This is a genomic window from Nocardia sp. NBC_01499 (assembly GCF_045040275.1).
Lineage (GTDB): Bacteria > Actinomycetota > Actinomycetes > Mycobacteriales > Mycobacteriaceae > Nocardia.
On sequence record NZ_CP109426.1, the window covers coordinates 1,658,935 to 1,671,966 of the forward strand.

Consider the following 13,032-nt stretch of genomic DNA (forward strand, 5'->3'; position numbering starts at 1 on the left):
CTCCTCGCAAGGGCGATCAAGCGTGGGTGCGTCGATATTCGGCCGCCCTGGCCTGGTAGTTCTTGTGTTCCTGCGCGTGGTCCGGGGGCAGGTGCGGCGTATCGGGGGAGGTTGTCGCGAAGAACCGGGTGAGTGCGGTGTTCGAGCTCACGGCCAGTTCCCCGGACCGCAGGAACATCGCTGTCTCGTAGCGGGTGATCGCGTCGTCGAGACTGTTCTCTTTCTTGATGGCGTGCGCGAGTTCCGCGCCATCGAGTAGAGCGAGGTTCGTGCCGTGGCCGCCGAAGGGTGCCATCAGGTGGGCCGCGTCGCCGATCAGGGTGACACCGGGGACGTGGTTCCAGGTCAGTGGCGCGGGCAGGGCCCAGAAGCTGCGCAGCACGTAGTCACTGTCGTTGTCGGTGATCAGTGGGCGCATGAGCGGGGACCATTCGCTGAATTCCCGCAACAGGTAGGACCGGACGGCCGCGCGGTCGGTGACGTCGATGCCCGCGGTGACATGCCAGTCGAGTTCGGCGCGGAAGGCTACGTAACCGCGGACCACGCCGTTGCTGTTGCGCTGCACGATCGCCGCGCGGCCGTCGCCGTCGGTGGAGAACATGTGGCCGTCGCCGACGATCGCGGCGATCTCGGGGTGACGGGTGTCCACGTCGTCGAATCGGGCGTCGAGAAAGCAGACGCCGAGGTACTGCGGCACCGCGTCGGTGAGCAGTCGACGAACCGGTGACCATGCGCCGTCGGCACCGATGACGAGGTCGGCTTCGGTGCTGGCGCCGTTGGCGAATTCCAGTCGGTGCGCCCCGCCTTCAGTCGGGATCGCTTGCCGGAGTTTGTGTCCCCAGCGGACCGTGCCGGGCCGCAGATGCGCATAGAGCATGGTGCGCAGTTGACCGCGGTCGATCTCGGGAGCCGCCTCGTCGCCCTCGGCGGGCGTGAATTCGGCCAGGACGGTGCCGTGCTGGTCGCGGCGGCTTTTGGCCTGGCCCTCGACCCGGGCCACCGCTCGGAAAGCGTCCATCAGCCCGGCGTCTTCCAACGCGATCTGGCCCGCGTCGGCGTGCAGGTCGAGCGTGCCGCCCAGGTCACGGGAGTCCACGGCGGCGTCCGCGTCGTACACCGTCGGGTGGATGTCGTGTCCCTGCAGGACACGTGCGCACATCAAGCCCGCGGGGCCGCCGCCGATGATGGCGATACGGGGTGTGGTCATGAGGGTGGATCCTTTCCGAACTTCTTGCGGCGGTGTGGTTTTCGCCGCCGATCCCAGCCTGTCCTCAACAGCATAAGTGAATCCGTTCTAAAAGTATAGCTGTTCTACTTTTCAATCCGTTCTACCCGTGCGCTAAGGTAGGAACGTGACCGAACCAGGACGCCGCGAGCGCAAGAAGGCCGCTAACCGCCAAGCTCTGGCGGACGCGGCGGTGAACCTGTTCCTGGAGCGCGGCTACGACGCGGTCGGTGTGCGGGAGATCGCCGATGCCGCCGACGTCTCGGTGGCCACGCTGTTCAAGCATTTCCCCGACGGCAAGGAAGCACTGGTCTTCGATCAGGACGCCGACCGCGAGGCAGCGCTCGTCACCGCCGTCCGCGAGCGCCCCGCCGGCCGGTCCATCCCACAGGCGCTGCGCCAGCTGCTGCACGACGAGCGCTCCCGACAGGTCCACACCGACCCTCGCTTCAGCGAGTTCCGCCGCCTGATCGACACCACTCCGGCGCTGCGCGAGCACTTTCGCCGCATACACCTGCGCCACGAGAACGCCCTGGCCGCGGCGATCGCGGCCGACGCCGGACTACCCGAGGACGACCCCGCCGCGCAGGCGCTGGCCCACTTCGCCCTCGAAGCCGTCACCCTCGTGAGCGGACGAGACGATGCCGAGTCCGCACTCGACCGAATCTTCACGCTTCTAGACACCGGATGGACGGCCGCGACGCAGAACTAGATTCGGTTTGGACTGGCGCCGCATGGGCGCTGCGCGTGGCATTGCCGGAAGTGACCGGCCCGAGCAGCTCGGCTTCCGGCGAGACGTGCCGACCGCTCAGGCCGACTCCCCCTCGGCTGACATTCGCCGCTCCAAGTACCAAAGGCGGCCGCGGCTCCACGGCAAGGACCGCCGGAAGCGGTCCTGGTCAGGATGGGCTGCCAGGTAGTCGTACAGTTCCCAGCCGTAGCCGAGGCAGAACGCGACGCGGTCGGCGACGATCGCACGGTACAGCCCCAGGTACTCCTTCCCGTAGGAATCCAGGGCGCACACCACCACCATCGCCACGGCAACCGGCACGCCGAACACCGGCAGTACCGCCCCGGCGATGGCCAGGTACCCCACCATCTCCACGCCCGCACGGACCCCCTTGGGCAGGTCGCGCTTGACGTCGGCCCTACCCCGAGCCGCCGCGAAGACGCCCCAGCTCACGAGCATCACCAACGGGACCACCGCCGCGGCGATCCCCAGCACGAATGCGGCGGGCCTGCGATACAGGGCCGTCAGCCGATGCGCGTACGACGGGCCGATCAGCTGCAGGCCCAGTCCATGCGCGTACAAAGCGGACAGGGTTCTCGGCGCCGATTCGGTCAGCGCCGTCGCGTTCACGACCATCATCGCCCGCGGGCGGACAACCAGTCCCGTTCGCAACGGCTTGTCCTGCACCAGCAACGGATACTTCGCGCTCGGCATCCCGCCCGCGCGTGCGACCGGCGCCCACGCCGCAGTGAGCAGCGCGGCTTCGTCAGCAGTCGGTGCGCGCATCCGCGAGACGAGCCGGACCCGGACCGGCCGGTAGCGGGCGATGACGCACCAGATCAGCCAGGCCACCGGAAGGATCCACTGCGGCCACCCCAACGTTCGGCCGAGCCACCCGAGCAGCAGTGTCGTTACCACCACCATCGGCAAGCTGACCAGCAGTTGCGCAACGACGATCACGCTGCGCGGTCGCCACAGCCACGACAGGTCCACCAACGAGGTAGCCTCCCCATCTGTTCTCACCAGCTGATCATCCGCCGAATACTCCGGCCCCGCAATACAATTCGCTCGTCACACCACCGTGAAATCCCAACTGGCGCATGGCACGACCTCGAACCCGCGGCTGGGAAAGACGGCGTCCATGAAGAAGTCGTGCATGGCCGGATCGCCGTCGGCACAGCCATCCCGCAGGACGGTCACCCGATAGTCACGGTCTGCCGCGTCGTAGCAGGTAGCGGCGACCATCGCGCTCGTCGCGACGCCGGCGACCGCGAGCGTGTCGACGCCGCGCGCCCGAAGTACCAGGTCCAGGTCCGTGCCCGCGAACGCGCTGGCACGGCGCTTCAGGACGACAACATCCTGCGCCGCGACCGGCAAATCGATCTCGACTCCAGCCGACTTCTCGTGGAATGCGTCCCCCGCCTCGTAGAACGATCTGAACAGCGCGTTACCCGACGGCAAGTCGGCCCCGTTGGGCCGAAAGGCGAAGTGCACGAACACCACCAGAACACCAGCGGCGCGAGCGCGCGGCAGCAGTTCGGTCAGCGGCTCAACAACCTCGCGGGTGAACGGATAGCCGCCGGTGATGCCCCGCTGGACATCTCCGACGATCAGGGCGGTGGTCACGGCAGACCCCCACTCACCCGCACCAGCATTTCAATGACATCCACACGCCCAGCGTAGAAGACCCCGCCCATGGGTCACCAATGGAATCCCGCGCTGCTCGAATCCGCCACACCGAACCAGACCCGTTGCGGCTCAGCAACATCCGGCATTACCGATGAACGTTCGTCGGCATCAATGCCGACGACCATCACCAACACCCCTTGCTGTTGGTCGATTGATCACGGGGAACTGACGGCGGCATCGGCCGAGAGGAGAGTCACCTCAGTTCCCCGTGATCACTTGTCCAACAGTGCATCTCGGAAGTTGCCAGTCGAACGCACGCAACCGTCGCTTACCGAGTGCCCGATCCGCGCGCCGCTGCGCATTGCACAGCTAATGTCCCCCAATAGTCTATTTGCGGGCGAGCCCAGCGAATACAGACACATCCGCGTCGATCGATCCGGGGAAATCGGTTTCGGGCGGCCGCCAGCGGTGCGGTACCACGACACCGGGTTCGACCAGTTCCAACCCGGTGAAGAAGCTGGCGAATTCGTCACGGCTGCGGAACTGCACGCGGATTCCGGCTTCGCGGTAGATGGTGGTGATGCGTTCGAACGTGTCGGGGGCGAAATCGGGTGTGGCTGTGGTGAGTGCGAGAAACGAGCCCGGTGCCAGGGCATTCATCAGGGTGGTGATGATGCCGTGCGGGTCCTGCTCGTCGGTCACGAAATGGATTAGAGCGATCATGCTCAGGCCCACCGGCCGACTCAGATCCAAGGTCTCGAGCAACTGCGGTGCGGACAGGATCGACGCCGGGTCGTTGACATCGGCTTGAACGTAGGCGGTGCGCCCTTGCGCGGTGCCCTGCATCAACGCCCGCGCGTGGGTCAACACCAGCGGATCGTTGTCGACATAGACCACGTGCGCCTCGGGAGCGAGTCGTTGCGCGACCTGGTGCAGGTTCGGCTCGGTGGGAATACCGGTGCCGATATCGAGGAACTGATCTATACCCGCCTCGGTGACCATCCAGCGCGTGGCGCGATGCATGAACTCCCGATTGATCCGCGCGGCCGGCCCCGCCGAGGGGAACACCTTCGCGACCTGAGCCGCGAATTCCCGATCAACCCCGAAGTTGTCCTTGCCGCCGAGATAGTAGTCATACATGCGGGCCGGATGCGCCTGATCCGGCCGCAACCGCACCTCACCACGATCGTCCTGACCGGGCATCAGCGGCCTCCTCGTCGCGACGTCACCGTTCCCATGAAAACCCTTGATACGTAGCCAACATACCGGTCCCAACCCACTAACGACGCCCCTTCCCACACCCGGCCGACAGACAGCACCCCGACCACGGAAGAGCCGGTCATCAGTTCACTACAGCGAGGAGTAGTTCCGGAGCGCGCCCAGAACGAGCACGGCTCCGAAAACCACAAAGAGAACGCGAACCGAGATCGGACCGAAACGGTGCAGAGCCCGGATGAAGACACGGTAGAACCGGCGCGCACGGGCTGAGCGTCGTGTCGCGGTGTATAGAACCAGGATCGGCGGCAATAGAGCGATCAGGCAGTACGTGATCACGATCAATGGCCACAGTGCGGGTCGTGGTTCACGGACCGAGAGCATCGCCAGCGCCGCCAGGTACGGAACTGCGGTCGGTGCCTGGCCGAGGCCGACACCGGCTCCAACCAACCCGAGCAGCCAAGGGCGCCGTCGTGCCTCGATCGCCCAGGGCGGTATTGCCCCTGCCGCGCTCCTCGGCAACCGAACACCACCGAGAATCAGCAGAACTACACCGGCGACGAGTTCTCCCCAGTAACGAATCGTCGGCGTGACGTCGAAGTGGACCAGATCGGTCAGGAAGCTCAATCCGAGTACGGCGCAGATACCGAAACCGGTTGTGACAGCGAAGATTCCCGCGATGAAACTCAACGCACCCGGGACGGGCGAACGACGACTCAGTCGGCCGTCGACGACCACCGCAGCGGTGATCCCTATGTTCAAGACGTGCAGGGAATCGAGGAAGGCGAACCCGGCAAGTGCCAGTAAGAAGATCAGCATGACGCTACCGACCCTACGGTAGGTGCTGGCCGCCCCAGCGTGCACAGAATGCGGAAGCGCTGGAGTTGAATACGGTGGGCTGCGAGTGCCGATTATCGTGCATTCATGCGACGCTCGGAACCGGAACCGGGTGATGTGCGGACCACTACGGCGCTACCAGCCCTGGGCGCTCGATGAGCCGTCGCGATCCGATCCGGCCGCGAATGAGTTCCTCGAAACACGCTCTGATCCTGGCGCCAACTTCGTATGGCATCTCAATAACCCAGTGGCACAGCCTCCGAGTGCCGCGCGCCGAATACCTTGTCCGGCAACATTTTTCGTCCCGCCTTCCGTTCGCTCACGCGAGTGGACGGACGGCGGGCCGGGGTCAGCGCAGGTTTTCCAGCGCGGCGACGATATCGGCGACTTCGGTGCGGGAGGTGTAGTCGGGGTGGACGTCGATGAAGCGGACGATGTGGTCCTGGTCGATGATCAGGACGGTGGGGCGGGGTAGGTGGATCGAGCCTTCGGCGTTGACCTGTGTCAGGTTCAGGCCCAGCGTGCGTTGTGCGGCCAGGACGTCGTCGGCCTGCTGGAAGGCGATGCCGAGCCGGTGGGCCAGCCGGCTGCCGGGATCGGACAGCACGGTGAATTCGAGTTCGGCCTTTTCCGCGGTGGACAGCGACTCGTCGGGAGATTGCGGGCTGATCGCCACCATGCGCGCGGCGAAATCGCCGAGCCGGGGCAGGAGTTCGCGCTGGTAGGTGCGTAGCGCCAGGTTGCAGTAGGGACACCAGCCGCCGCGGTAGAAGACGATCACGGCGGGGCCGGTCGCCAGGATCTGATCGAGGCCGACCGGTGTGCCGGTGGCGTCGTCGAGGGTGAAGGATTCCAGTTTGTCACCGAGCCGGATCACGTCCGCGGGGATGCCTTGTTCGAGAAAGCCCTCGACGCTGCGGTCGAACACCTCGGCCACTTCGGCCGGAAGTTTTTCTGCCACTTCCGCTTTGAACTCGTCGGACTGTTGGCGGATGGTAGGCATGGCGGCCTCCTTGGTGGCTTGTCGAGTAAGACACTCACTGGACTACGCAGTCCAGTGAGTAGTTTCGACCACGGTCAACTGGACTGTCAAGTCCAGTCCGGGGATACTGTGCCGATGGGAACAGCGCCGAGCACAGAGAGAGGTCGTCAGACCCGGCAGCGCATCGTGTCCGCCGCACGTGACGTGGTAGCCGAGTACGGCGCGCTCGGGGCGAGCCTGGACGAGGTGGGTGCACGCTCGGGCGCCTCGCGCAGCCAGCTCTACCACTACTTCGACGACAAGACCGACCTGCTGCGCGCGGTGGCCGAAGCCACCAACGACGCGGTACTCGGCGCCCAGGACGACCTCTTCGCCGGGCTCGGCACCTGGGATGGATTGGTGCGGTGGGCCGACGCGCTGGTCGAACTCCAGCGGCAGCGCGGCGGCATCGGCGGATGTCCGATCGCGAACCTCGTCGGCCAACTCGGCGAACGCGACGACAGCATCCGCGCCGTACTGGCATCCGGATTCGACCGCTGGGAGACCGCCATCCGCACCGGATTGGCAACCATGGCCAACGCCGGAGAGCTGCGTCCCGACACCGACGTCGCCTGGCTCGCCACCTCGACCCTGGCCAGCCTCCAGGGCGGCCTACTGCTCGCCCAGGCCCGCCGCGACCCCCAGGCCCTGCGCGGCGCCCTCGACGGCGCTCTCGCCCTCATCGCCAGCAACAGATCGGCGAGCTAGCCAAAGCCCCCTGACACGCCAGCCCGCACGAGACCCAAGCGGTCCGGCGAGCGCAACAGTGGTGCGACGAAACATCCAGAGACCCCGAATAGACAGCGGCCCAACCGGTTTCGGCTATCAGGATCGGATTCTACTGGCACACAGGCTGTTTGCGCATATATGAAACATGTCACCTAGCCACGCGTGGGCGGCAAGGTTAGCTTGAACGTTAGAGGTGCTAACTAACTACACCCGGTTCTTGTCCGTCAGGAGATGATCACATGTCAGATGACTTGAATGTGAAGCAGGACAACAACAACGGCGCGATGGGGCGCAGAGCGCTGCTCGGCGGCAGTGTCGTCGCGGTGGGGGCGGCCGCGCTCGGCGGTGGCCTGATCGGAGCGGCGGCGGCGAGTCCCGCCACCACGACGGGCGCGATCGGGAACGAGGGGGCGCTCGACAGCAACCTCAACAACGCGTCGCACCTGTTCAAGCTGAAGGCGGCCGCACCGACGAGCTTCGACGGCGGATACCTCCAGAGTTCGAACGAAGACAATTTCCCTGTGCTGCAAGGCCAGAAGGGGTCGGTGGTCTTCATCCATCTCGACGTCGGCGGCATCCGTGAGCCGCACTGGCATCCCACGGCATGGGAGCTGAACTTCATCATCTCCGGCACCGCGAAGTGGACCATTCTCGGCACCCATCCGGACGGGACCTACCACAACGATGTCTTCGAAGCCGAACAGGGCGATCTCGTCTTCGCTCCGCAGGGATACTTCCACTACTTCGAAAATGCCAGGGCCGACCGGCCTTTGGACGTCCTTGCCGTCTTCAACACCAGCGCCGGGGAACCCAACGACGACATCGGCATCGTCGGCACCCTCAACTCCCTCCCCCGCGAAGTCCTTGCCGCTTCCTTCGGCATCCCCGTCTCCGCCTTCGCCAATGTCCCGACCGACATCAAGCCCGTGGTGATCACCCGCCACCGATAGCCGGGCACCGCACGCAAACCCCTGGTGAACGCCTGTCCGCCAGGGGTTTTCGGCGTTCGGAGCGACCCGTGGCGATCTCACACCCGCCAATAGATGTTGCCGAACGGAGCCGCGCTCGTCGGGCGCGCAGCACGTGCCTCAGGCAGTCAGATGTTCTCTGGCGCACTCCCGAAAGGCCGCGACCAGACCGGAATCCTCGGTGCGGGTCGCCAGGACGACCCGGCTCGGTGCGACACCGCGTAGCGGAATCAGCGTGAGGTCCGTTCGAGTGGTGTTGACGTGGCTGCGGGTAGCGACGGCGAGCGTGTCACCGGAGGCGACGAATTCCCACGTGTCGTCGAGGGTGTTCATCGCGGGGCCGACGGGGACGGGCCGACCGTCCGGCCTCGGTTCCAGACGCCAGAAGGCGTTGCAGGCGGGGTCGAGGCCGGGTACCCATTGCAAGGGTTCGTCGGCGATGTCCGCGAGGTCGGCGAACGGTCGCCCCGCCAGCCGGTGGTCGCGGGCGACGACGAGGACGCGCGGTTCATCGTAGAGGTGCGTGACGTGCAGCCGATCGCCTGAGAATGGCGCGCGGGCGACGACAGCGTCGACCTCGCGGTCGAGTAGTGCCTCGGCGGGACGACGCCACCCGAGATACGTTGTCCGTACGGTCGCCTCCCGATGCCGGCGACGTAGTTCCCTGGTCGCCGCGGTGATCACCAGACCCGAGGTGTATCCGATCGAAATGCTGCCGGGTCCGGCCGTTGCCCGCGCCGCGGCCGCGGCCTCGCCTGCGGCGCACAGCAATATCCTGGCCTTGGGCGCGAAGGCCTGCCCGGCCTCGCTCAGCCGGGTGCCCTGTGGTGTCCGGTGGAACAGCCGTACCCCCAATTGCCGTTCGAGGCCGCGGATCTGCCGGCTGAGCGATGGTTGTCCCACATGCAGGGCGGCCGCGGCCCGGCCGAAATTCGCATGGTCCGCAACCGCCAAGAAGTAACGGACCACCCGTAGGTCCAGATCCAGCGGCGGCACGACTTCGGTCATGTCCCCACCGTAGCCACCGACCGGGCGCACCTGTTCCCCGCGCCGCGCACCTCGGACGATGCCTCCCGGGCATGTCCGATTCCGGACTGGGCATTGGACGCTCGCCCGCACCGGTCACACGCTGAAGACAGCCGCCGGGCGATGTCCAGTGAGGAGTACACGAGTGTTCACGATCCGCAACGAACTTCGCACCGTGCTACGCGATAGCACGCGCGAACGGCCGATCGATACGCCTCAGTCGACACGGATTTCGGTCGCCGGGCACGAACTGCTGAACTTCTGCGCCAACGACTATCTGGGGCTGGCCAACCATCCGCGGGTGATCGCCGCGGCGAAGTCGGCACTGGACACCCACGGATTCGGCATGGCCAGTGTGCGTTTCATCTGCGGGACCCAGCCGCCGCACCTCGAACTCGAGCGCGCGATCTCCGGCCTGCTGCGCACCGAGGCGACCCTGCTGCAGGGTTCGTGTTTCGACGCCAACGGCGGGATTTTCGAGGCGCTGCTCGACGAGCGGGACGCGGTGATCAGCGACGAGCTGAACCATGCCTCCATCATCGACGGCATCCGGCTCTGCAAGGCGGCTCGGTTTCGTTATCGCACAAGGGATATGGACGATCTCGAGGGGCAGCTGCACCAAGCCGCCGGGTTCCGCCGCCGTCTCATCGTGACCGATGGAGTGTTCTCCATGGACGGCTCCCAAGCACCCCTGTCTGCGATCTGCGATCTCGCCGAACGCCACGACGCGATGGTCATGGTCGACGACTCCCACGGGGTAGGCGTCCTGGGCGCGACGGGCGCCGGTATCACCGAAGCGGCCGGAGTAGCGGACCGAGTCGACATCATCGCCGGCACGCTCGGGAAAGCCCTTGGCGGTGCGTCCGGGGGGTTTGTCAGTGGCCGATCGGAGATCGTCGAACTGCTGCGTGGTCGCTCTCGCCCGTATGTCTTCTCGAACGCGGTGCCGCCCGTCGTCGTCGCGGGGTCGCTCGCCGCGCTCGAATTGGTGAAAGCCGATGGGACCCAACGGCAACGCCTCCGGGACAACGCGAAGTTGTTCCGCCACTCGATGATCGAGGCCGGTTTCGACCCGCTGCCCGGCGATCATCCGATCATCCCGGTCGTGTTCGGTGACTCCGCTGTCGCCGCCCGGATGTCGGAGGCCTTGTTCGTGCACGGCATCCACGCGGTCGCCTTCACTCACCCGGTCGTGCCCCGGGGTGCGGCGCGCATTCGCATCCAGGTCTCGGCCGCGCACTCGGACGCCGAGATCGCCTGCTGTGTCGAGGCTTTCGTCCGTGCCAGGCGCGACGTCGCGGCCGATGGTCACGCAGAGACGGCCGACCTATGAGCAAGGAAGCATTCGAGATGCCGGACACACCGCTGCGGTGGCCGGGCGGCAAGAAGGCGGCGGTCATGATCACCGTGGCCGTGGAGCTGTGGTCACCGGGCCACTGGCCGGTCTATGCCCCGATGGCCACGGCGTGGCCGCTGCCGGGAGTGCCCGATACGCACAGTGTCTCCTGGTCCGAATACGGCGCAACCACTGGGGTGTGGCGGTTGCTCGATATGCTGCGATCTCATCGCATGCCCGCGACCTTCGGTGTCAATGGCCTTGTCGCCGAACGGTTTCCGCAAGCGGTACGGGCCGTGCACGACGCCGGGCACGAGATCGCCGCGCACTCCTACGCGCAGGATGTCATCCCCGCATTACTCGACGTGAGCGCCGAACGCGCGAACATCCGCCGATGCACCGCGATCCTCGCGGACCGGACCGGGGTGCGCCCCACCGGCTGGATGAGTCCCCGGGCCTCGGGCACGACGAACACCCCCGATTTGCTGGCCGAGGCCGGTTACCTGTGGTCCGGCGATTACAACGACCACGAGCTACCACAGGTACTGGCGACTCAGCGAGGCCCGCTCGTCGCGATCATGCACAGTGAGCTGTCCGACATTCGCGGCGGCGCCGGACCCCAGGACTACCTCGACAGTCACGTCGGCCTGCTGAACGACGTACTCGACGCCCCCGGCCCGGGGATCTACAACCTGACCGTGCACGCACATGTCGGCGCAAGACCGCTGCTGTCCGGCATGGTCGACCGGATCCTCGCGCATATCGAGACAGTGCGCGAAAACGTATGGATCGCCACGCACCTGGAGATCGCCGAACACGTTCTTACCCAGAAGAATTCACCAAGGAGCTCCGATCATGGTTGAGACGCTCGTCATCGGAGGCACGGGCGCGATGGGCAGCGCGGTTGTCCACCGACTGCTCCGATCTCCCGGCGACACCGTCGCCGTGCTCACCCGTAATCCCCACTCGGACAACGCCCAGGGTGTGCTGGCGCGCGGCGATGGCCGGGTTCGCGTTCTCCAGGGTGACCTGGACGATCCGGATAGCGTCCGCGCGGCCGTCACCGGTATGGACCAGGTGTTCTGCAACACCGATTTCTGGTCCGGCGCAGGCGTTCTCGGTGAATACCGGAGGGGGATCAGCGTGCTGGAGGCCGCGCGAGCGGCGCGGGTCGAACGATTCGTCTGGTCCTCGCTCGACAGCGCCGTGACCCTCACCGGCGGATCCATCCCGGTACCGCACTTCGACGCGAAGGCCGCGGTCGCGGCACACATCAACATGCTCCGATCCGATGAGATGATGCGCGAGGTCGACGACGGCTGGTACAGCGAGCATGTGTCGATCCTGACGACATCGCCCTACTTCGAGAACCTGCGAGCGCGGCTCGCACCACAGCGCGGCCCGCTCCCCGACGGACGGTCCGGGCTGCTGTTCTCCCTGCCCTTGGGAACGGGGAGGTATCCGCTGATCGGCCTGGACGACATCGCCTGGTTCGGTGATTTCATGTTCCGGAACTGGCAGAGCTGGGGCGCCCGCGACCTCGCCGTCACAGCGGACAGCCTGACCGGCGACGAGATAGCCGCCGCGGTCGAGCGGGTGACGGGGACCCCGTGCCAGTACCGCTCGATTCCCCCGGACACGCTGCGCTCATCGATGCCGGGCGTCGGCCACGACTACGCGGCAATGTTCCGGTTCTTCCAGACACGCGACATCATCACCCTCGATCGTGACCTCGCGCACCTGCGCGAACTCCATCCCGAGCTGCTGACCTTCGAAAACTGGTTGCGCGCTACGGGTTTTCGATGATGTGTTTCGGCTCAGTCGACCGGCTCATCGAGCCACACGCCCGCGCGCATCACGGTCCGACCGGCGAATTCCGCACGGCCCCGCCACACCTGAATCCGCTCCGGTACCAGGTGGACGTAGACGAAACCCGGTGTCGAACGCGGGACTCCCGACGCGCGTGCGTACCCTTCGGCCGCCGTGTCATCGATGTCGGCCGCGGCCGCGAGAGCTGCTCTGGCGTCGATCATGAGGACATCGGCCGTGCTTCCGAGGGAAACACGGACCCGCGGCTGAGCCTGGACATTGCGCACTGTGCGACTGTTCTCGAACGTTGCTGTCAACAGACGAGTGCCATCCCACCAGTAGGACACAGGGATGAGGTGCGGCCCCCGCCCATCGCTGGCCGTCGCAAGCCAGAGGTTGTCGGTGTTCGAACGCAAACACTCCAGCGCGGCCTCGCGCCGTTCGGACAAGGTCCGTACCCGGATCTGATTCATTGACTCCCCCTCGATAATCCACCGACGGTAACGC

The 13,032-nt window shown here is 66.1% G+C and carries 14 protein-coding genes; 6 read left to right on the forward strand and 8 right to left on the reverse strand.

The window, feature by feature from the left end; all coding sequences use genetic code 11:
• Window positions 1-16 precede the first annotated feature (16 nt).
• Window positions 17-1,207: an FAD-dependent oxidoreductase gene (locus OG203_RS07540; RefSeq protein ID WP_405164952.1), complete on the reverse strand. Its 1,191-nt coding sequence runs from the start codon at window positions 1,205-1,207 to the stop codon at window positions 17-19.
• 145 nt (window positions 1,208-1,352) lie between these two features.
• Between OG203_RS07540 and OG203_RS07545 the strand changes: the two genes are divergently transcribed.
• Window positions 1,353-1,937, forward strand: a complete 585-nt coding sequence (locus OG203_RS07545) for a TetR/AcrR family transcriptional regulator (protein ID WP_405164953.1) — start codon at window positions 1,353-1,355, stop codon at window positions 1,935-1,937.
• A 96-nt stretch (window positions 1,938-2,033) separates the two neighbouring features.
• On the opposite strand, the gene OG203_RS07550 is transcribed toward OG203_RS07545, so the two are convergent.
• The 5 genes from OG203_RS07550 to OG203_RS07570 all read right to left on the reverse strand — a co-directional run bounded on the left by OG203_RS07550 (window position 2,034) and on the right by OG203_RS07570 (window position 6,639).
• The gene (locus OG203_RS07550) at window positions 2,034-2,978 is read right to left on the reverse strand and encodes a hypothetical protein (protein WP_405164954.1); all 945 of its coding nucleotides are present in this window, start codon (window positions 2,976-2,978) and stop codon (window positions 2,034-2,036) included.
• 48 nt (window positions 2,979-3,026) lie between these two features.
• Window positions 3,027-3,581, reverse strand: a complete 555-nt coding sequence (locus tag OG203_RS07555) for a cysteine hydrolase family protein (protein WP_405164955.1) — start codon at window positions 3,579-3,581, stop codon at window positions 3,027-3,029.
• Between the two features lie 390 nt (window positions 3,582-3,971).
• Window positions 3,972-4,787, reverse strand: a complete 816-nt coding sequence (locus OG203_RS07560; protein WP_405164956.1) for an SAM-dependent methyltransferase — start codon at window positions 4,785-4,787, stop codon at window positions 3,972-3,974.
• A gap of 147 nt (window positions 4,788-4,934) precedes the next feature.
• Complete coding sequence (locus tag OG203_RS07565; protein WP_405164957.1) at window positions 4,935-5,618, reverse strand: GAP family protein; 684 nt, start codon at window positions 5,616-5,618, stop codon at window positions 4,935-4,937.
• Between the two features lie 367 nt (window positions 5,619-5,985).
• Complete coding sequence (locus tag OG203_RS07570; RefSeq protein WP_405164958.1) at window positions 5,986-6,639, reverse strand: peroxiredoxin-like family protein; 654 nt, start codon at window positions 6,637-6,639, stop codon at window positions 5,986-5,988.
• A gap of 165 nt (window positions 6,640-6,804) precedes the next feature.
• Here OG203_RS07570 and OG203_RS07575 point away from each other — a divergent pair, with 165 nt between their 5' ends.
• Both OG203_RS07575 and OG203_RS07580 read left to right on the forward strand, forming a co-directional pair.
• Window positions 6,805-7,365 (forward strand): TetR/AcrR family transcriptional regulator, encoded by a 561-nt coding sequence (locus tag OG203_RS07575; protein WP_405164959.1) that lies wholly within the window; start codon window positions 6,805-6,807, stop codon window positions 7,363-7,365.
• Window positions 7,366-7,625: 260 nt separating this feature from the next.
• Window positions 7,626-8,336: a cupin domain-containing protein gene (locus OG203_RS07580; RefSeq protein WP_405164960.1), complete on the forward strand. Its 711-nt coding sequence runs from the start codon at window positions 7,626-7,628 to the stop codon at window positions 8,334-8,336.
• Window positions 8,337-8,474: 138 nt separating this feature from the next.
• Here OG203_RS07580 and OG203_RS07585 read toward each other — a convergent pair whose 3' ends face one another.
• Window positions 8,475-9,362 carry a LysR family transcriptional regulator gene (locus OG203_RS07585; RefSeq protein WP_405164961.1) on the reverse strand — a complete coding sequence of 296 codons (888 nt, stop codon included), beginning with the start codon at window positions 9,360-9,362 and terminating at the stop codon, window positions 8,475-8,477.
• A 163-nt stretch (window positions 9,363-9,525) separates the two neighbouring features.
• Here OG203_RS07585 and OG203_RS07590 point away from each other — a divergent pair, with 163 nt between their 5' ends.
• The 3 genes from OG203_RS07590 to OG203_RS07600 are packed head-to-tail and all read left to right on the forward strand — an operon-like array spanning window position 9,526 to window position 12,522.
• Entirely contained in the window at window positions 9,526-10,713 is a 1,188-nt protein-coding gene (locus tag OG203_RS07590) for a glycine C-acetyltransferase (RefSeq protein ID WP_405164962.1), read from the forward strand.
• Complete coding sequence (locus OG203_RS07595) at window positions 10,710-11,579, forward strand: polysaccharide deacetylase family protein (RefSeq protein ID WP_405164963.1); 870 nt, start codon at window positions 10,710-10,712, stop codon at window positions 11,577-11,579. The genes OG203_RS07590 and OG203_RS07595 overlap by 4 nt, the downstream gene beginning before the upstream one ends.
• The gene (locus OG203_RS07600; protein WP_405164964.1) at window positions 11,572-12,522 is read left to right on the forward strand and encodes an NmrA/HSCARG family protein; all 951 of its coding nucleotides are present in this window, start codon (window positions 11,572-11,574) and stop codon (window positions 12,520-12,522) included. Before OG203_RS07595 ends, OG203_RS07600 begins: the two co-directional genes overlap by 8 nt.
• Window positions 12,523-12,533: 11 nt before the next feature.
• Here OG203_RS07600 and OG203_RS07605 read toward each other — a convergent pair whose 3' ends face one another.
• Window positions 12,534-12,998: a pyridoxamine 5'-phosphate oxidase family protein gene (locus OG203_RS07605; RefSeq protein WP_405164965.1), complete on the reverse strand. Its 465-nt coding sequence runs from the start codon at window positions 12,996-12,998 to the stop codon at window positions 12,534-12,536.
• Window positions 12,999-13,032 lie beyond the last annotated feature (34 nt).